Origin of the sequence: Bacillus sp. SA1-12 (assembly GCF_000981385.1) — a bacterium.
Taxonomy (GTDB): Bacteria; Bacillota; Bacilli; order Bacillales; family Bacillaceae; genus Metabacillus.
In genome coordinates, this window is sequence record NZ_LATZ01000017.1 from 38,622 (window position 1) to 57,462 (window position 18,841).

Genomic DNA, 18,841 nt, shown 5'->3' on the forward strand with positions numbered 1-18,841 from the left:
TACAAGTATGAACCATTTTGCAGCTCATTAGAAAATTTAGCTATTTAAACTGGTTTGAAAAGAGGAGTTTTTTTAGCTAAGAAAGAAATGTTATAAGGATGATGTTTAAAATGATAACGTTTACGAAGGGGCTGTAAAATCATTGCAAAATAAATTAAATCAGTTGCTAAGAAGTATTGTTGAAAAAGGGCCTGCTGGATGTGCATTGTCCGTTACCCATCAGGACGAAAGAATTGTTGAAGATTACGTCGGGCTTGCCGATATTGAAACACAAAAACACATCTCTTCAGATACGATTTATCGCATTTATTCAATGACAAAGGTAGTAACTTGTACTGCAGCACTTATGCTTTATGAAAAAGGGCTTTTTTTACTGAACGATCCTCTAGAAGAATATTTGCCGGAGTTTAAGAACCCTCAGGTATATCGGGAGAATGAAAATGGAGAAATTGTTACTGTACCTGCAACAAGATCAATAACAGTTAAAGATCTCTTTACCATGACATCTGGTATTACCTATCCAGGAGAATCTAATCAAACTGAACGCCAGGTTGCCAAAGCCATGCATGCTTTGCAGCAGCAGGAGGATCAAGGCAAGAAAATGACGGCACGCGAAATGTCCAAAGCATTAGCATCCATTCCATTAGCGTTCGATCCTGGAACAAGGTGGCATTACGGGTTAAATCATGACGTATTAGGTGCTTTCATTGAGGTACTTTCAGGAAAATCGTTCGGCCAATTTTTACATGATGAAATTTTTGCACTTCTTTCGATGAAGGACACATTCTTTAGAATTCCAAATGATAAAAAAGATCGGCTTTGCAGTGTATACAACCGCAATGAAGAGGGACTATTAACCAAAAATACTTCCATGGATACACATATTCAACCTGAGGCAGCATTTGAAAGCGGCGGTGGAGGATTGCTTTCAACATTAGGTGATTATAGTACATTTGCGCATATGCTTGCAAATGGCGGTGAGTTAAATGGGGAGCGCATTATTGGAAAGAAAACGATCAAGCTAATGGCGTCGAATCATTTAACAGAAGAAAACGCAAAGAATTATAATTGGAACTATCTGGCTGGATATGGATATGGGTTAGGTGTAAGAGTCATGGTTAATCCGGCATTAGGTGGAAGCAATAGCTCAATCGGTGAATTTGGCTGGTCTGGACTACTTGGAACTTGGGTATTAATTGATCCGAAGGAAAAGCTTTCAGCAGTCTATCTGCAGCAAATGATGCCTAACTTTGAAGCATATCATCAGCCGCGTTTACGATCTGTGATTTATGGCGGCCTGAAATAGATAAGGAACAACATGATAAATGCACACGATTAAGATACCATGATCCTTTCGTGTGCATTTATTGTTTGGGAATTGTCTATTACTCTTTCATTCCAACTACACGAATTCTCCTAAAATCTGCAAGCCAATGATCTTCAAAAAACATTCGGTCTTTTAATTGTTCCTCAATTCGTTTCATCATCTTATCTCTCTGAACCTGTTCCATTCCTTCAAAAAAGTTTGCGCAAAACATGTTGATCCAATTCTTTAATCCATCTTCACCCATTAAAGGGGTAGGTCGATGATAAAGTTGAGCATAAACGACAGTAAATCCGGCTTCTTCCATTAACCTTGTATATTCACTTATACTTGGAAAATACCAAGGGAATTTATCCTGATAATAATCAATACCAGCCTTTTTTAATTGATTGCTGATTTCATCAGTGATCATTTTAACGTTCCCTTTACCGCCAAATTCTGCAACAAATCGTCCATTCTGTTTTAAGCTGTTATAAATACTTATGACAGCTGCCTTTGGCGGTTTTATCCAATGAAGGGCTGCGTTTGAAAAAACTGCATCAAATTGCTGGTTGAAATCTAGATTCGTTGCATCTTTAATTTCAAAGCGAATTTCGGGATACTTGCCTTTAGCTTGTGCAATCATATTTTGGGATTTATCGACCCCGACAACTTCTGAACCGTAACCGACGATTTTCTTTGCTAAATCCCCTGTTCCACATCCTAGGTCAAGAATTTTTTCCCCTGGTTTTGGCGCTAATAAATCAAGAAGACCTTCACCGTATTTTGATACAAAAGAATGTTTAGCATCATATAAATCTGCATTCCATAGGTCCTTCTTGTTAAAGGTTTTTTCCATGTTTCACACACTCCCTCATAACTTGTTTGAAAAGAAAAATTAATAATCTGAATATTTTTGTTAATTAGATTATAATTGAAACGATAAATAATAAATATTAACAATAATATGTAGTATTGATAACGAAGTGTTATAAGTGGGGGTATTAATGGAGATAAAATGGCTAAAAACATTTATTGTCGCAGCAAGCTACGAAAATTTCCGCAGAACATCAGAAGAATTGTTTCTAACTCAGCCTGCGATTACAAAACATATTCATAGACTTGAAGAAAATCTTAATAGTAAGTTGTTTGAAAGAAAAGGAAAATTGATTATTCTCACACCTGCAGGTCATCGATTTTTACCAACTGCAAAGGAGATCGTAAAAAAATATGAAGACGGACTAGAAACGTTCGAATCTTGGAAACAAGGCTATGAACAAAAGATCACCATTACTGCAGCACCGCAAATTGCCTCATCGATCCTGCCATCAATTTTGCGGAAATTTATAGAGAAATATCCTAGAATAGAAGTATTAATAAATATCTTGCCTTCTTATGAAATTGGTGAAGAAATTTACAGTGGGAGAGCGGATATTGGGCTATCCAGAATAAGACCAATCCAATCAAAAGTACACTGCAAGACCGTCCATGAAGATCCAGTCATTTTAGTTGGACCCGCAAAGGAAAATAACATGGATAATAACGAAAAAAACGTATTACAAAAATACAGGCTAATCACTCATAATCATCCAGAATATTGGGATGAACTTTTGAAAACAATTAAAAACATTTATCCGTCTGTACGAACAATGAAGGTTAATCAAATTGAAATTACAAAGCGATTTATCGAACAAGGTTTGGGCATTTCGTATTTACCAGTTTCAATGATCATGGAAGAACTTATGCTAAAGAAATTAGCGGAAATAAAAGCAGATAAAATCAGTCTGCCAACTTCATCAACCTACGTCATTACAAAACTGCAAACAAATGAAGTTCTTATCTTTAGTAAATTTTTAGAAGAAGAGATGGCAGCTTTATAACTCGAACTTCTTTTTCCTGAAAACAAGGGTGCACAATAATGTGTACCCTTTCCTCGTTTACAATCCTTTATTTTGTAATGGAACTATACGTATTCATTAATTGATCTAATCTTTGACTTGCATGTATAAGTCGCGGATGCAAAAGGTTCCCATTGTATTCTAGATAGAGGTTAATTAATAAAGTAGACATTTCTTCTATTTCAATTAGTAAAATTTTGTTTGTTTCCACATGACGACCCTCCCTATCAACATTTTTTATAAAAAATGTTTGCAAATTTTATGCCAAATTAACTTGTCATAAAAATAGCTAATCTGAACTTTATATTTAGAAAAAGACTATTGTTTATAAATCTATTTCGCTGGTTAAAAAGTAGACAAAATGAGACTTGTATCTCGTTTTGTTTAAATGATAAAAAATAAAACTTCTAAAATTCACTTTTGCTAATGCTGCATGACTTGGCACAGTTTTTGCTTGGAATATATGTGTAGAGCATTCTATAAAAATGACTCACACCTAAAATGTAAACGATTTACTAAAAACTGGAGGGAAAAGTATGGAAAAAACAAGTGAAAAAGTAAGCAACATGATCACAAAAGAAAAAGCACAGTGGATCTATCAAAAAATGCTCGAGATTCGCTATTTCGAAGATGAGGTTCACAAAATATTTGCTAAAGGAGTATTACCTGGATTTGTGCATTTGTACGCAGGTGAGGAAGCTATAGCAGTCGGATGTTGTGCACATCTTAATGAAAGTGATTATATAACCAGTACACATCGCGGTCATGGACATTGTATTGCAAAGGGCTGTGATCTAAATGGCATGATGGCTGAGCTCTTTGGTAAGGCAACAGGGCTTTGTAAAGGAAAGGGAGGGTCCATGCATATTGCTGATTTAGATAAAGGAATGCTTGGGGCAAACGGAATTGTTGGCGGAGGCTTTCCGCTGGCAGCAGGTGCAGCCTTAACTGCGAAATACAAGAAAACAAATGCTGTAGCTGTATGCTTCTTTGGTGATGGAGCAAATAACGAGGGAACCTTCCACGAAGGGGTAAATCTAGCTGCAATTTGGAAGCTCCCGGTTGTTTTCGTTGCTGAGAATAATGGCTATGGGGAAGCAACTCCATTCGAATATGCTTCGGCTTGTAAACAAATTTCAGACCGTGCAAGCGCCTATAATATTCCTGGTGTCCGAATAGATGGAAAAGATGTAATGTCTGTTTATAAAGCAGCGGAAGAAGCAATAGACCGTGCCAGACGCGGAGAAGGTCCAACATTAATTGAGTGTATGACATATCGAAATTACGGACACTTTGAAGGAGATGCTCAAAAATATAAGACCGAAGAGGATAAAGTGCAGCATCGTGATGATCGAGATGCCATTAATCTTTTTAAGGAGTATGCTATCAAAAATCATCTTCTTACCATTAGTGAGCTTGAAAACTATGACAATATTGTTAAAGAAGCGGTTCAAAATGCCGTTACATTTGCCGAAGAAAGTGACTACCCTGACCCTTCTGAATTGTTAACAGATGTCTATGTTTCTTATTAATTAGTAGTTTAAAGCTCTTTGTTAATTTTACTCTTATGTTGAATGTAAGAGAGTTTGTACCGGAAATCAACAAATATTTAAACAGAACCTATTCATTAGAAATCTAGTTAATATACAGGAGGAATTAGCATGGGAAGAATAATCAGTGTATCAAATGCAATTAATGAAGCGATGAAGCTTGCAATGCGCAGAGATCAGAATGTCATCTTATTAGGTGAAGATGTAGCAGGAGGTGCTGCAGTAGATCATTTACAAGATGATGAAGCATGGGGCGGTGTACTAGGAGTAACGAAGGGATTAGTTCAAGAATTTGGCCGGGATCGTATTCTTGATACACCTATTGCTGAAGCGGGGTATATGGGGGCTGCAATGGCTGCAGCGGCAACTGGTTTACGTCCAATTGCTGAATTAATGTTTAATGACTTTATTGGAAGCTGTTTGGACCAAGTTCTTAACCAAGGTGCTAAGTTTCGATATATGTTTGGCGGAAAAGCTCAAGTGCCAGTGACCATTCGTACTACTCATGGTGCAGGATTCCGTGCAGCTGCCCAGCATTCACAAAGCTTGTATGCGTTATTTACAAGTATGCCGGGGATTAAAGTGGTTGTTCCATCTACACCCTATGATGCAAAAGGCTTATTGCTTGCTGCTATCGAAGACAATGATCCGGTTATCTATTTTGAGGACAAAACATTATACAATACGACAGGTGAAGTCCCAGAGGGCTATTACACGATACCGTTAGGTAAAGCAGATGTCAAAAGAGAGGGATCAGATGTAACAATCGTGGCTATTGGTAAACAAGTTCATACCGCTCTGACGGCAGCAGAGCAGTTAACGAAAAAAGGAATTGAGTTAGAAGTGGTTGACCCTAGAAGCTTGTCACCGCTAGATTCGGAAACAATTTTAAAATCTGTTGAAAAAACAAGCAGGCTTATTGTCATTGATGAGGCAAATCCGCGATGCAGTATGGCAACAGATATCGCAGCAATGGTAGCAGATGAGGGCTTTGATTTGCTTGATGCACCTATAAAGCGAATTACCGCTCCGCACACGCCAGTTCCGTTTTCGCCTCCATTAGAAGATCTCTACTTGCCAACACCGGAAAAAGTCATTGCTGTGGTCTCAGAACTGCTAGGAGATAAATCGCTGCAAATTGTTTAAGGGAAAAGGGGGAAAACCTTTATGGCAATAGAAGTTGTAATGCCGAAGCTCGGGATGTCTATGAAAGAAGGAACTGTAAGCTTTTGGAATAAACATGTTGGGGAAACTGTTAACAAGGGCGAGTTACTAGCTGGGATTAGTTCTGAAAAAATTGAAACAGATCTTGAGGCGCCAGTAGATGGTACTCTTATAGAAATAGCCGTTCAGGAGGGAAATGGTGTTCCTCCTGGGACTCCGATCTGCTTCATAGGAAACCCTGATGAAAAGATTGCTTCTCCTGTATGTCAACAAACAGAAGCAGTTGAAAAACGAGGAGAAGATGAAGCCGCAGGAACAAATGGTGTGAGGAAGTCGGCTTCTAATCAAGGAATGAGCAATGAAAAGCAATCAATAAAAGTTTCACCTGTTGCAAAAAAAATGGCTGAAAAAGCTGGTCTGAAACTTGAACAATTAAAAGGTTCAGGACCAAATGGAAGAATCACAAAGGAGGACGTCCTCCAGGCAATTGAGGAAGAAAAAAACCAAAAGCTTGAACAGGAATCATCAGCTGTCAATCAAGATCCAGGCAGTGTAAACAAGACGCATGTTTCAGGAATGCGGAAAGTGATTGCAACCCGAATGCAGGAAAGCCTTTTGCATTCAGCACAGCTAACAATCAATATGAAGGCAGATGTAACAGATCTTATCCGCTTGCAAAAGTCGCTTTGTGAGGAACTACAAGACGAAATAAGATTATCATTAAATGATTTTATTGCACGTGCTGTGGTTCTAACGTTAAAGAAGCATAAAAACATGAACAGTGCGCTAATTAATGATGCTATCGAAAGCTATAAACATGTACACCTCGGTATCGCAGTTGCGTTGGAAAAAGGCTTAGTTGTACCAGTTGTTCGTCATGCTGAAGCATGTTCTTTACTTGAGCTTTCAAAGACCATTAAATCCCATGGAAAACAGGCAAGGGCAGGTCAGCTGACCACAGAACAAATGTCAGGGTCGACCTTTACGATAACGAACTTAGCTTTTTATGGGGTTGAACACTTTACACCAATCTTAAACACACCTGAGTCGGGAATTTTAGGGGTAGGTGCTGCAACAGATACTCCAGTATTTGTTGGAGAGGAATTGCAAAGAAGAAGTATTTTGCCTCTAAGCCTAACATTTGACCATCGTGTCCTTGATGGAGCACCAGCTGCAGAGTTTTTAAAGTCAATCAAACAACTTCTTGAAAAACCTTATCTACTTCTTTTATAAGGGTGGTGAAATCGCTTGTCAAAACTTGTCATTATCGGAGGAGGTCCTGCTGGGTATGTAGCGGCAATTGTCGCTGCCCAGCAGGGTGAACAGGTAATCTTAGTAGAACAAAAAAGTTTAGGAGGTACTTGCTTAAATGAAGGATGTATGCCGACCAAATCTTTTCTAGAGAGTGCAGGCATTTACAGCAAAGTGAAAAATGCTGAAAAATTTGGGGTGCAGCTTGATAGCACGAGTGTCTCAATTAATTGGTCACAAGTCCTGTCCTATAAAAATGACATTGTTAAAAAACTCGTAAATGGCATTGGCTATTTAATGAATAAAAATAAAATAAATGTCATTATTGGAGCAGCTTCATTTATTACAAGCCACCGACTATTAGTCGATAAAGGTGATTCAATTGAAGAAATAGATGCAGATAAGGTAATTATTGCCGCTGGTTCGGAACCGATCCAGCTGCCTTTTGCTCGATTTGATGGGGAATGGATCATAGATAGCCGTCAAGCACTTAATTTGTCTTCAATACCAAAATCAATCATTATCATTGGCGGCGGTGTAATAGGATGTGAATTTGCAAGTATTTATAGCCGCATGGGAACAAAAGTTACGATTGTTGAGATGGCAAACCAGCTCTTGCCCGGAGAAGATCCGGATATTGTGTCATTTTTAACGCAAGAGCTTGAAGAAGCAGGTGTCAAAATCTATACAGAAGCGGCTTTAAAGCATGTCAATAGAGGATTAAAAGAAGTGACAATTCAACAAAGAGGAGAAAATATGACCTTTAACGGGGATTATGTGCTTGTTTCGGTAGGTAGGAAGCCGCGTGTTAACGAGCTTGGACTCGAAAAGATTGGCGTTTCTTTTTGTGAAAAAGGAATTCATGTAAATGAAAATATGCAAACCTCTTATTCACATATCTACGCCTGCGGTGATGTGATAGGAGGAATACAGCTTGCACACGTGGCTTTTCATGAGGGGACAGTTGCAGCAAACCATGCTTGTGGACATGAAACTGCGGTGAATTATCAAGCAGTACCGCGCTGTATATATACCGCACCTGAAATAGCAAGTGTTGGTTTAACTGAAAAGGAAGCCAAAAGGGAATATCATGATGTTAAAATCGGAGAATTTCCATTTGCAGCAAATGGAAAAGCACTTATTCTTAACGAACAAAATGGAAAAGTCAAAATCATGATTGAACCAGAATATCAATCGATAATTGGGGTATCCATTATTGGTCCTCGTGCTACAGAGTTAATTGGACAAGCGACACTCATGTTACATACCGAGTTAACGGTTGATGTTCTTGAAAACTTTGTAGCTGCACATCCATCTTTGGGAGAAGCTGTTCAAGAAGCAATTCTTGGTTCTGTTGGACAAACCGTGCATTTCTAGGAAACTTCCATTTTTTTAAAATTCACATAAAAGAAGGAAAATGCCCAAGCATAAAAGCATTTTCAGGGCATTTTACCATGCTTTGTATTTAGAGCTGACAGAATAATCTCTCTAAAAATTTACTGGGATTAATTTAGCGATGTCCCATTTTTCAAATGATAAGATGACAGGGAGTCGATGACATGAAAGCAGCAAAGTGGTATGGAGTTCGAGATATACGGATTGAAGAAGTAACGGAACCGGTTATACAGTCTGGAATGGTTAAAATTCGTGTGAAATGGTGTGGAATATGCGGTACAGATTTACATGAATATCTTGCAGGTCCCATATTTTTACCTACTCAGCCTCATCCTTTAACAAAAGAGAAAGTACCAGTTATTTTAGGTCATGAATTTTCAGGTAAAGTAACAGAAATTGGCGAAGGAGTTACAAGAGTAAAGGTTGGAGACAAGGTAACAGTTGAGCCTATTTTCGCCTGTGGTAAGTGTAAGGCTTGTCAAACAGGAACATATAATGTTTGTGAACAACTAGGATTTTTAGGATTAGCTGGCGGTGGAGGGGGCTTTTCAGAATTTGTCACAGTTAACGAAGAAATGGTTCATATTTTGCCAGATCATATGACATATGAACAAGGTGCATTGGTTGAGCCAGCTGCTGTTGCAGTACATGCTGTTAGGGAAAGTGTGTTAAAAACAGGTGACTCTTGTGTTGTTTTTGGTGCAGGACCGATAGGATTACTTCTTATTCAGGCAGCAGTTTCAGCTGGTGCAAGTAAGATCATTGCTGTCGAAATTTCTGAAGAAAGACAAAAACTTGCCAAAAATGTAGGAGCACACTTTGTTATTAACCCTATTACGGAAAACGTCATAAAAGCTGTTAATGAGTTAACAAATGGCGGCGCAGATGTTTGCTTTGAGGTTACGGGTGTGGATGTTTGTTTAAACGATGCAATTGAATGTGCAAAAACGAGAGGACAGGTTCTGATTGTAAGTATATGGGAGAAAGAGTCGAGTATTTCGCCAAATAGTCTTGTCTTAAAAGAACGCCAGTTAAAAGGAATCTTAGGTTATCGAAATGTATTCCCTATGACGATCCGATTAATTGCTGAAGGAAGATTACCTGTTGATAAGGTCATATCTAAGAAAATAGATTTACAGAATATAGTAGAAGGCGGGTTCGAAGAATTAATTAAAAATAAAAGCAATATTAAGATACTTGTCTCCCCATCATGAGTTTTAGCTATCTAGTTTTAAGGTTATTAGAACAATACCTGCACAATTTTGAAAGGTTAGAATAGTAAAAAGTGATTGTAAGCACTTACATCTATCGTTATAATAAACTTATTAACGATAGATGTATCAAATTGTGCAGGTATTTCAATACAGCAAAGTAATAAAGTATAACCCTCATTGTTTTGGCACTTTTAATGTAAATCCACTTATATTAACTCCCAAAATACACATCCTTGTAAAATATACTTTTGAAACAAATCTAATTTAGGCTTCTCAATATGATGAATATAATAGAGGAGTGATTAAAAATGATGGACACTGTACTCCCATTAAACACGTGGAAACGGTTTGTTAATGAAGGTACACTTGATTCATCACGGATATCAAAGCAAATTAGCGAATCCTGGTACCGTTGTAAGAAGGCTGATATCAATCCATATCAACATGAAGGGACGAATATTCTTTCAAAACAAGAGCTTGAAACGCAAAAGGAAAAAAATAAATCTCTTTTTAATGTAGCACAGCCTAACATTGATCGTTTGTATGATTCTATTACATCTTTAGGAATGATGGCTCTTATTATTGATCCTGATGGTTATGTATTATCGGTTTCCGGTAATAAGGAGATACTCTATAGGGCAAGTGCCATTAATTTTGTTGAAGGAATCCGCTGGACGGAGAGTGAAGTCGGGACAAATGCGATTGGGACAGTTCTGCAAATTGGTGAACCAATTATGATAACTGGGTCAGAGCATTACACAATCGCTTCTCATTATTGGAGCTGTGCTGCTGCTCCCATCCGAAATGATAATGGAAAATTGCTGGGAGTTATTGATATTTCTTGCCCAGTCGAACGCTCCCATCCGTTTATGCTTGGAATGGTAACTTCTGTAGCCTTTGCAATAGAACGTGAATTAAGTGTCAATATACATAAAGATGAAAAAGAATTATTGCAAAAATCAATCAATTACTTGGAATCCAAAGAACTCGTTGCCATTTGTAACAATCATCATGAGATTGTCTTTACAAGTCATTCATTACGGGAACGGTTCATGACTTTCATCGGAACGAAGCTTGAGGATTTACAAGAGTTTGGCCTGACCATTCAATTGGACATCCCGATTTATTCCGATCAAAGGCATGCTCATATGATCGGCCGGGCCATATATTTAAAAGATCAGTTAACGTTGAAAGCGAATTCTTTTTTCATACCAAGTGTTGAAAAAGAACCGTTTCTTTTTAAAGGGGAGACAGGAACAAGTGAAGCTTTCCAAAAAGCGTTGGTTGAAATGAAGCTTGTTGCCAAGACAGATGCAAGTGTCTGTATTTATGGGGAAACGGGGACAGGTAAGGAGCTTTGTGCGCATTCAATTCATGAAAATAGCTCAAGAAAAAATGGGCCTTTTGTTGCTGTGAATTGTGGTGCCATTCATAAAGAACTTATTGCAAGTGAGCTATTTGGTTATGTTGATGGAGCTTTTACAGGCGCCCGTCGGCAGGGGTATAAAGGGAAATTTGAACAAGCTAATAATGGAACGATTTTCTTAGATGAAATAGGTGAAATTTCAGAATCCATGCAAGTGTCTTTATTAAGAGTCCTTCAGGAGCGGACAATCACACCTATTGGCGGTACAAAAGAAATTCCTTTAAATATTAGGGTAATTGCAGCTACTAATCGCAATCTTAGCCAAATGGTCCATGAAGGAACCTTTCGAGAAGACTTGTATTACAGACTCCATGTGTACCCTGTCACTGTACCTTCATTACGAGACAGAAAGAAAGATATTCCACATTTAATACGGTATTTTTGTCAAAAAAATACTTGGGATATCAAGATTCCGGATGAAATTCTGCTAGCAATGTGTAAATACGATTGGCCAGGGAATATACGAGAGTTAGTTAATATGGTGGAGCGGATAAATATTTTAGTTCAAGGTGGAGTAAAGCATCCTGAACAATTACAGCATTTTTTACCATCTTTATTTGGAAGCAAAAGAGAAAAGCTTGCTTTTGAAAAGAGTTCATCAGATTCAAGCACGAACGTTCGCCATACTGAAAAACTAACGCTTCGAGAGAATATTCAAAAGGAACAGATGATTCAGGCATTGCAAAAAACAAATGGAAATGTAACATTAGCTGCGGAATACTTGAACATTCCAAGAAGTACATTTTATAAACGAATACGAAAATTTAATCTCTGAAAAACATAAGTAGAGGAAAAATATCCTCTGCTTTTTTTGTGAAATTTTTCTTTAATTTTCATTGACCAATTCCAATAAGTTCACTATAATCAAAAACAAAAGGAAATAAATAAACAAAAAGGGCAGTAAAAGAACAAAAAGAGAAATATTTAAGCCCAAACGAAATTTGTCATTTGGCAAATGGAAAAAGTAAACATTCTAATGTCTTAAAAGGAATAGGCTTTCCAAAAGGTAATTTGAAACCGTTTAAATGGAAATGTTTTAGTAAGTACACAATTTTTTATTCAGATGGAGGTAATACTATGATTCAAAAAGAAGTCTTTATTCAAAGAAAAGAAGTTATCCATTACATTGATAGACTGATGGATAATCTTTCTCAAATAAAAGATAATACAGGTGAATTTCTATTAAACTTCGACGGTTTGGTTGTTGACGATAAAAGTTGGAACGTTTGGAACTGGCCTCAAGGTGTTGGATTATATGGAATCTTTAAATATTGGAAGTTAACAAATGATCAAAAAGCTCTTAAGATTATCACAGACTGGTTTAAAGCTAGATTTGAAGAAGGGGTTCCCCCTAAAAATGTAAATACAATGGCTCCGTTATTAACATTAGCTTTTTTGTATGAAGAAACGAAGGATCAAACATTTGTCCCTTACTTAGAAGATTGGGCAGAGTGGGTTATGTATGATATGCCGCGTACGAAAGAAGATGGTCTTCAGCATATGACATATGGGCCAGAGAACACTAACCAGCTGTGGGATGACACATTGATGATGACTGTGCTTCCTTTAGCGAAAATTGGAATGCTGTTCAATAAACCGGAATATATAGAGGAAGCAAAGAAACAATTTTTAATTCATATTAAATATTTAAGTGACCGTAAAACAGGGTTATGGTTCCATGGATGGACGTTTGAAGAAAATCACAATTATGCCGAAGCATTATGGGGAAGAGGGAATTGCTGGATAACCATAGCTATTCCTGAAATCATCGAAATTTTGGATTTAAAAGAAGGAGATTTCCTTAGAGAATTTCTGCTTGACACATTAAATAGACAAATTGAAGCGTTAGCGGCGTATCAAGATGAAAGCGGATTATGGCATACCTTAATCAATGATAAATCTTCCTATTTGGAAGCATCAGCAACAGCAGGCTTTGCATACGGAATTTTAAAATCTGTGCACAAACGGTATGTTAATCAAGAATATAAGGAAGTAGCATACAAGGCCATTCAAGGAATTTTGAAAGAAATTAATGAAGAAGGCGCTTTGCAAAAGGTTTCAGTAGGTACTGGTATGGGAGACAGTTTGGATTTCTATAAAGAAATTAAAATTACCACTATGCCGTATGGACAATCACTAGCGGTGCTTTGCTTATCTGAGTTTTTACACTATTATATTTAATTTCAGTTTTACGAATAATGAATGTATGGATGTTCCGTTTCCATGTGATTTTATTTTTACCAAAAATAATTGGAAATGATCAACCCCTCGTGTATAAAGCGAGGGGTTCTTTCATTTATTTACAAATTGCTTAGGTGAAACAATTGGTTATTATAGTTTAAATTTTAAAAAATGAAACAAAATAAAGAAGAAGAGTGAGGAGGCTGATTTGTTTTGAAGAAAGATTCGATTCGGAAGGTTGAAAATCACATAGTAGCAACTATAATTGGTATCGTTATCGTTTATCTCATTTGTTTAGTTGCGTATGGGTATGATTTACCTGGCGGAATATTGTCTCCACTAATTAATCGGATATTTTAGGGATGTTTCATTTTTACAAATAATTTTTAAAAAATCCATGCAAACGATTGCGCTCGATCGATAATTATGATAATTTAATTAAAGAAAAGAAAACCCTTTTAAGCGTTGGAACTTTATTTAATTATTCGTGCAAACGCTTGCCCATCTTTTATACTTATTTATTTTAGGAGGCTCAGCTTAATGAAATTTACATCATTTGATTTTTGGCAAAAATTTGGAAAGGCTTTATTAGTAGTAGTTGCAGTTATGCCTGCAGCTGGAATTATGATATCTCTTGGGAAGTTAGTAGGAATGCTAGGTGTTGATTTGTCTTTTGTGCAAACGATTGCACTTGTAATGGAAGAGATTGGCTGGGCAATTATTGGGAACTTGCATGTTTTATTCGCAGTGGCAATAGGTGGATCATGGGCGAAGGAACGTGCTGGCGGTGCTTTTGCGGCATTAATTGCCTTTGTATTAATTAACCGGATCACTGGGGCTATTTTTGGTGTGAATAGTGACATGTTAAGTGATCAATCAGCAACAGTAACTTCTTTATTCGGCAGTGAATTAGTTGTAAAGGATTATTTTATATCAATCCTTGGTGCTCCAGCATTAAATATGGGTGTGTTTGTGGGAATTATATCGGGATTTTTAGGTGCTAATATCTTTAATAAATATTATAACTACAGTAAACTTCCTCAATCACTTGCTTTCTTTAACGGAAAACGCTTTGTGCCATTTGTTGTGATTATCGGATCGGTTTTTACTGCGATCATTTTGGCGATCATCTGGCCATTTGTTCAAGGACTATTAAATGATTTTGGAAAATGGATTGCATCATCCCGGGATACTGCTCCTGTTATCGCCCCGTTTATCTTTGGTGCGTTAGAGCGGTTATTGCTTCCATTTGGTTTGCATCATATGTTGACGGTTCCAATGAATTATACAGAGCTTGGAGGAACTTATACGATCTTAACAGGTCCAAGTGCAGGACAGACGGTTGCAGGTCAAGATCCTTTATGGCTTGCATGGATCGCAGATTTAAATAATTTCCTGGCAGCTGGTGATATGGAAAGCTATAAAGCTTTACTAAATGATGTAACACCTGCCCGCTTTAAAGTAGGACAAATGATTCTATCCTGTGCCGCTTTAATTGGGATCGCATTAGCGATGTACCGGAATGTTGATAAAGAAAAACGGACAAAATACAAATCGATGTTCTTATCTGCTGGCTTAGCCGTATTTTTAACAGGGGTAACGGAACCAATTGAGTTTATGTTTATGTTTGCAGCACCTGTTCTTTATGTTGCTTATGCGATCATGACGGGTTTAGCCTTTGCTATTGTAGATTTAATTAATATACGTGTTCACTCTTTCGGTATCATTGAATTATTGACAAGAACACCAATGATTATCAAAGCGGGTTTATGGCTTGACCTGGTTAATTTCATTATTGCATGTCTCGTATTTTTCGGTTTAAACTTTACCGTTGCGAATTTTATGATTAAAAAATTCAAAATGCCGACACCGGGACGTTTAGGAAATTATATCGAAGAGGAAAATAGTGCCCAATCTCATGAAAACGAAAACAATGACCAAAACAATACAGATGATTCGCTTGCGACAAAGATTATCGGCTTATTAGGCGGGAAAGATAATATTGAAGATGTTGATGCATGTATGACTCGGCTTCGTGTCACAATTAAAGATGTAGACGCTGTTGCTTCTGAACAAGAATGGAAGAAAAACGGTGCATTGGGTTTAATTATTAAAGATAAGGGTGTACAAGCCATTTATGGTCCAAAGGCGGATGTCCTAAAATCAGACATTCAAGATCGTTTAGGAGCGTAACCAATGAAACTTTTAACACTAAATTGTCATTCATGGCAAGAGGAAAATCAGCTGGACAAAATAAGATGTCTAGCTGAGACAATTAAGAAAAAGTCTTATGATATCATTGCTCTTCAGGAAGTAAGTCAGTTAATTAGTGAAGAAAAATGTGAAGGGAAGGTTAAAAAAGATAACTTTATTGCCGTTCTTTTACATCATCTTAAGGAAATTGGTGTTACAAATTATCAGTATGTTTGGGATTTTTCGCACATCGGATTTGAAAAATATGAAGAAGGCTTATCGATATTAACAAATCATCAAATTGAAGAAGAGGTTTCGTTTTTTGTCAGTCAATCAGAAGATACAAATTATTGGAAAACCAGAAAAATTGTTGGCGCAAAAATTCACTATAACGATGAACTGATTTCTTTTTATTCCTGCCATCTAGGGTGGTGGCAGGATGAAGAAGAACCGTTTCAAAGCCAAGTAGATTTATTGCTTTCTCAAGTTCAAAAAGATCGCAAGTTTTATTTGATGGGTGACTTTAATAATCCTGCCAATGTAAAAAATGAGGGGTATGATTATTTACTAAATAAAGGATTATATGATACTTATCAATTAGCGAACATTAAAGATAGCGGGGTTACTGTTAAAGGGAAAATCGCGGGATGGGATGTAAATAAACAAGATATGCGCATTGATTATATTTTTACGAATATGCCCACTGCTGTGAAGAAATCTACAGTTATTTTTAATGGGGAAAATAAGCCTGTCATTTCCGATCATTTTGGTGTGGAGGTAGTGATTAACGAAGAAGGGTGACATTTGAGTCACCCTTTTTTTAATGGAAAGGATAAAAAATTTTTACTTCGTTTTGGTGTCTAGCTCCAAGTGTCATCGGCGAAGCATCGGATGTGAAAAGTGCAGTCAAGAGATAATGCCGTCGCGTTTTTGGCTGCCTCCAGGGTCTAAACAAATAGGAATTCAAGGTAAGAACACTTTCTATATTCCTGCTTGTTAAATGTTTAGCGCCTTGCGCTTTTCTTACCATACATTCGGTTTTACAACCATAAACCATAGCATGACCATTAATAAGAGAATATAGATCCAAATCGTTCGGCGGAGTTTTGCCGTTAACTTTTCCCTTACCTGGTCCTTTTCATGAAACTTTCTAAGTGTTGGTGAAAAGGCACGTGCAAAAAAGAATAATGAACAGAATAAAATAATAAGTGTCATAACAACCCAGGGAGTACTCCACGTCCAGGGGCCTAAAATAACAAGTAAAGTTCCTGATCCGACCAAGACATGTCCCGAATGTTTTGATAGTCGGACAACATATCGAAATGTTTTCAAGTATGTATCTAACTCAGAATCTCCTGCTTTATTAAGTTTTTTAACCAAAGGCAGAAGGATAAAAAAAGGACCAATTGATGCAATTACACTAACAACATGAATAAAAATGAGAAACCTGTAGAAAAAATAGTCCATTTCTTTTGCCTGCTATTCATTAATCAGACAGAACTCATGGACCCAAACTTTCATATGAGGAAGCCAAGGCATCCCGGGATGATAGGATAAGATCGCTTGCTTATATTCTTCTACAGTCTTATATCCTTCCTGCTTTGCATGGTCATCGGTTAATTCACCTAAGCTTTGGGAATAAACGCGATCTATTCTGAACTTTTTGCCCTCTAATACCATGATTTCGCCTACATCAGCATATCTTCCGTTTCGTCTTGTCGCTGTTTTCCTTCCATTGAGGACTTTTTTAATATCCTCCTTCATGGTTACAAGGCGTTCAACTGAACAGGTTTTTGGCGGCAATGTTTGATGTTCTTCATGATTTGTCATATGAATATACTCCTTTGTTTTTCAATTCTATCTAACTATATCACAACTCGTTCTTCCTTTCGTATCAGGCAGTAAAAGAAAGCTAAATGATACTTGCGAAAATGAATAATATCGTTAAGATTAAAGTAGTGGTACTAAGAGAAAGAAAAGAAGGAATGAAAAATGACGATCAAACTAATAAAATCTCTTTATATTTTCCTGGGTTTTTTCTTTATGGGACTTGGGTTATTAGGAATCATTCTCCCGCTTTTACCAACAACTCCATTTTTATTGCTAGCCTCTGTTTGTTTTGTCAAAGGCTCAAAGAAATTTGAGATCTGGTTTAAAGCAACAAATGTTTATAAAAAACATTTAGAAGGATTTGTCAAAAACAAAGCAATGACAATTAAACAGAAGCTTACCATTCTTTTATTTGCTGATTGTATGATTGCAATCCCTTTTATTTTGCTAGATAGCTTACTGGTTAGAATATTCTTACTCTGCATAGTAGGATATAAATACTATTATTTTATCAGGAAAATAAAAACGATTAAGTAAGTGATCACATTAGCGGTATTTTAGCTTCTATATGTCTGACTCAAATAAGTAGTTGGTGATACCCCGGTTACTTTCTTGAAAACTCTGCTAAAATAGAAGGGGTTTGAGAAACCTAATGCATGACTAACCTCTGATATATTAACAGATTCCTTTTTAAGCATCTTAATCGCTTTTTCAATTAATAGCTCATCTTGGAATTGTGTAATACTTTTCCCTGTTTCTTTTCTGAATAACGTTGATAAGTAGGCATAATTCATTCCAAGCTCATCTGAAATTTCTTTACTTGTTAATTTTGCTGAAGCTGAGCTGCTGAAAAGCTCAATCATTTTGCCGACAATCCTGCTTTGTTTGGTCTTTTTCATCTCTTTTAATCGATTCATATATAAATCAATAAAAAATTGATAGGTCATGAGACTTAAATAGAGTGGGCGGAGCGGGTGCGGGGACATGAAATCTTCATTAAGCTTCTTAAGCTGAAGTTCCGTATACTCGGGATTTAAAATGTTTCCTTGCTTAGGCAGCTTCAAATGTGAATGATAGGTTTCTTCTAAGATCAACGATGACTGCTGGTAATGTGAGAATTCAGGCGACTCCTCCAAGCTCATATCATTCAGTGAGTCATGAAAATGAATATAATACCATTCAGTTCCTGGCGAATATAAGGAGGTACCCCAGTGCGGTACATTTTTTCTAAGGAAAAGATATTCTCCTCCTGTTATCTTATACTCTGTTCCTCCCTCTATCACTTGAATATTTCCCTTTTTTACATAAACAAACACATTTATTGTTTCCATGTGACGATCTGGATGCCCGCTTGTTCCGTCGTCATCCCACATATGACCGATTTCTCTTATTAGAGGAAGACTGTATGACAATAAGCTTACCTCATTCATTTATTA

At 36.9% G+C, this 18,841-nt stretch carries 18 protein-coding genes; 13 read left to right on the forward strand and 5 right to left on the reverse strand.

The annotated features are described in order from the left end of the window. Positions 1 to 142 precede the first annotated feature (142 nt). The gene (locus tag WQ54_RS11830) at positions 143 to 1,306 is read left to right on the forward strand and encodes a serine hydrolase (protein ID WP_046516726.1); all 1,164 of its coding nucleotides are present in this window, start codon (positions 143 to 145) and stop codon (positions 1,304 to 1,306) included. Between the two features lie 79 nt (positions 1,307 to 1,385). Here the strand turns inward: WQ54_RS11830 and WQ54_RS11835 are convergent, their stop codons facing one another. Then, positions 1,386 to 2,162, reverse strand: a complete 777-nt coding sequence (locus WQ54_RS11835) for a trans-aconitate 2-methyltransferase (protein WP_046516730.1) — start codon at positions 2,160 to 2,162, stop codon at positions 1,386 to 1,388. A gap of 148 nt (positions 2,163 to 2,310) precedes the next feature. Here WQ54_RS11835 and WQ54_RS11840 point away from each other — a divergent pair, with 148 nt between their 5' ends. Beyond that, positions 2,311 to 3,183: a LysR family transcriptional regulator gene (locus tag WQ54_RS11840; protein WP_046516733.1), complete on the forward strand. Its 873-nt coding sequence runs from the start codon at positions 2,311 to 2,313 to the stop codon at positions 3,181 to 3,183. A 67-nt stretch (positions 3,184 to 3,250) separates the two neighbouring features. Here WQ54_RS11840 and WQ54_RS32575 read toward each other — a convergent pair whose 3' ends face one another. Then, positions 3,251 to 3,412, reverse strand: coding sequence for an aspartyl-phosphate phosphatase Spo0E family protein (locus WQ54_RS32575; protein ID WP_084822004.1), 162 nt, complete (start codon positions 3,410 to 3,412; stop codon positions 3,251 to 3,253). A gap of 325 nt (positions 3,413 to 3,737) precedes the next feature. Between WQ54_RS32575 and WQ54_RS11845 the strand changes: the two genes are divergently transcribed. The 10 genes from WQ54_RS11845 to WQ54_RS11885 all read left to right on the forward strand — a co-directional run bounded on the left by WQ54_RS11845 (position 3,738) and on the right by WQ54_RS11885 (position 16,376). After that, entirely contained in the window at positions 3,738 to 4,733 is a 996-nt protein-coding gene (locus tag WQ54_RS11845; RefSeq protein ID WP_046516737.1) for a thiamine pyrophosphate-dependent dehydrogenase E1 component subunit alpha, read from the forward strand. Between the two features lie 129 nt (positions 4,734 to 4,862). Beyond that, complete coding sequence (locus WQ54_RS11850; protein ID WP_046516740.1) at positions 4,863 to 5,897, forward strand: alpha-ketoacid dehydrogenase subunit beta; 1,035 nt, start codon at positions 4,863 to 4,865, stop codon at positions 5,895 to 5,897. A 21-nt stretch (positions 5,898 to 5,918) separates the two neighbouring features. Continuing rightward, positions 5,919 to 7,148 (forward strand): dihydrolipoamide acetyltransferase family protein, encoded by a 1,230-nt coding sequence (locus WQ54_RS11855; protein WP_046516742.1) that lies wholly within the window; start codon positions 5,919 to 5,921, stop codon positions 7,146 to 7,148. A gap of 15 nt (positions 7,149 to 7,163) precedes the next feature. Continuing rightward, a complete protein-coding gene (gene lpdA / locus WQ54_RS11860; protein WP_046516745.1) occupies positions 7,164 to 8,543 on the forward strand; it encodes a dihydrolipoyl dehydrogenase in 1,380 nt (459 codons plus the stop codon). A gap of 182 nt (positions 8,544 to 8,725) precedes the next feature. Continuing rightward, positions 8,726 to 9,775, forward strand: a complete 1,050-nt coding sequence (locus WQ54_RS11865) for a 2,3-butanediol dehydrogenase (protein WP_046516748.1) — start codon at positions 8,726 to 8,728, stop codon at positions 9,773 to 9,775. Positions 9,776 to 10,083: 308 nt separating this feature from the next. Then, on the forward strand, positions 10,084 to 11,976 hold the full coding sequence (locus WQ54_RS11870) for a sigma-54-dependent Fis family transcriptional regulator (RefSeq protein ID WP_046516749.1): 1,893 nt from the start codon (positions 10,084 to 10,086) through the stop codon (positions 11,974 to 11,976). Between the two features lie 302 nt (positions 11,977 to 12,278). Beyond that, complete coding sequence (locus WQ54_RS11875; RefSeq protein WP_046516752.1) at positions 12,279 to 13,382, forward strand: glycoside hydrolase family 105 protein; 1,104 nt, start codon at positions 12,279 to 12,281, stop codon at positions 13,380 to 13,382. A gap of 213 nt (positions 13,383 to 13,595) precedes the next feature. Beyond that, a complete protein-coding gene (locus WQ54_RS33570; protein WP_156177901.1) occupies positions 13,596 to 13,742 on the forward strand; it encodes a hypothetical protein in 147 nt (48 codons plus the stop codon). A 180-nt stretch (positions 13,743 to 13,922) separates the two neighbouring features. Then, a complete protein-coding gene (locus tag WQ54_RS11880; protein ID WP_046516756.1) occupies positions 13,923 to 15,575 on the forward strand; it encodes a PTS transporter subunit IIBC in 1,653 nt (550 codons plus the stop codon). A gap of 3 nt (positions 15,576 to 15,578) precedes the next feature. Further along, on the forward strand, positions 15,579 to 16,376 hold the full coding sequence (locus WQ54_RS11885) for an endonuclease/exonuclease/phosphatase family protein (protein ID WP_046516758.1): 798 nt from the start codon (positions 15,579 to 15,581) through the stop codon (positions 16,374 to 16,376). 222 nt (positions 16,377 to 16,598) lie between these two features. On the opposite strand, the gene WQ54_RS11890 is transcribed toward WQ54_RS11885, so the two are convergent. Further along, entirely contained in the window at positions 16,599 to 17,042 is a 444-nt protein-coding gene (locus tag WQ54_RS11890) for a hypothetical protein (RefSeq protein ID WP_046516760.1), read from the reverse strand. A 12-nt stretch (positions 17,043 to 17,054) separates the two neighbouring features. After that, positions 17,055 to 17,405, reverse strand: coding sequence for an ASCH domain-containing protein (locus tag WQ54_RS11895; RefSeq protein ID WP_046516762.1), 351 nt, complete (start codon positions 17,403 to 17,405; stop codon positions 17,055 to 17,057). Positions 17,406 to 17,567: 162 nt separating this feature from the next. On the opposite strand from WQ54_RS11895, the gene WQ54_RS11900 reads away from it, so the two are divergent. Then, a complete protein-coding gene (locus WQ54_RS11900; RefSeq protein ID WP_046516763.1) occupies positions 17,568 to 17,942 on the forward strand; it encodes a DUF454 family protein in 375 nt (124 codons plus the stop codon). 20 nt (positions 17,943 to 17,962) lie between these two features. Here the strand turns inward: WQ54_RS11900 and WQ54_RS11905 are convergent, their stop codons facing one another. Then, complete coding sequence (locus tag WQ54_RS11905; RefSeq protein ID WP_046516765.1) at positions 17,963 to 18,835, reverse strand: AraC family transcriptional regulator; 873 nt, start codon at positions 18,833 to 18,835, stop codon at positions 17,963 to 17,965. Positions 18,836 to 18,841: the final 6 nt, after the last annotated feature.

Coding starts and splice junctions, on each gene's coding strand:
- WQ54_RS11905 (WP_046516765.1), bottom strand. CDS start 18,835: ATGAATGAGGTAAGCTTATTGTCATACAGTCTTCCTCTAATAAGAGAA.
- WQ54_RS11850 (WP_046516740.1), top strand. CDS start 4,863: ATGGGAAGAATAATCAGTGTATCAAATGCAATTAATGAAGCGATGAAG.
- WQ54_RS11855 (WP_046516742.1), top strand. CDS start 5,919: ATGGCAATAGAAGTTGTAATGCCGAAGCTCGGGATGTCTATGAAAGAA.
- WQ54_RS11845 (WP_046516737.1), top strand. CDS start 3,738: ATGGAAAAAACAAGTGAAAAAGTAAGCAACATGATCACAAAAGAAAAA.
- WQ54_RS11865 (WP_046516748.1), top strand. CDS start 8,726: ATGAAAGCAGCAAAGTGGTATGGAGTTCGAGATATACGGATTGAAGAA.
- WQ54_RS11835 (WP_046516730.1), bottom strand. CDS start 2,162: ATGGAAAAAACCTTTAACAAGAAGGACCTATGGAATGCAGATTTATAT.
- WQ54_RS11875 (WP_046516752.1), top strand. CDS start 12,279: ATGATTCAAAAAGAAGTCTTTATTCAAAGAAAAGAAGTTATCCATTAC.
- WQ54_RS11880 (WP_046516756.1), top strand. CDS start 13,923: ATGAAATTTACATCATTTGATTTTTGGCAAAAATTTGGAAAGGCTTTA.
- WQ54_RS11900 (WP_046516763.1), top strand. CDS start 17,568: ATGACGATCAAACTAATAAAATCTCTTTATATTTTCCTGGGTTTTTTC.
- WQ54_RS11890 (WP_046516760.1), bottom strand. CDS start 17,042: ATGGACTATTTTTTCTACAGGTTTCTCATTTTTATTCATGTTGTTAGT.
- WQ54_RS11870 (WP_046516749.1), top strand. CDS start 10,084: ATGATGGACACTGTACTCCCATTAAACACGTGGAAACGGTTTGTTAAT.
- WQ54_RS11840 (WP_046516733.1), top strand. CDS start 2,311: ATGGAGATAAAATGGCTAAAAACATTTATTGTCGCAGCAAGCTACGAA.
- WQ54_RS11895 (WP_046516762.1), bottom strand. CDS start 17,405: ATGACAAATCATGAAGAACATCAAACATTGCCGCCAAAAACCTGTTCA.
- WQ54_RS11885 (WP_046516758.1), top strand. CDS start 15,579: ATGAAACTTTTAACACTAAATTGTCATTCATGGCAAGAGGAAAATCAG.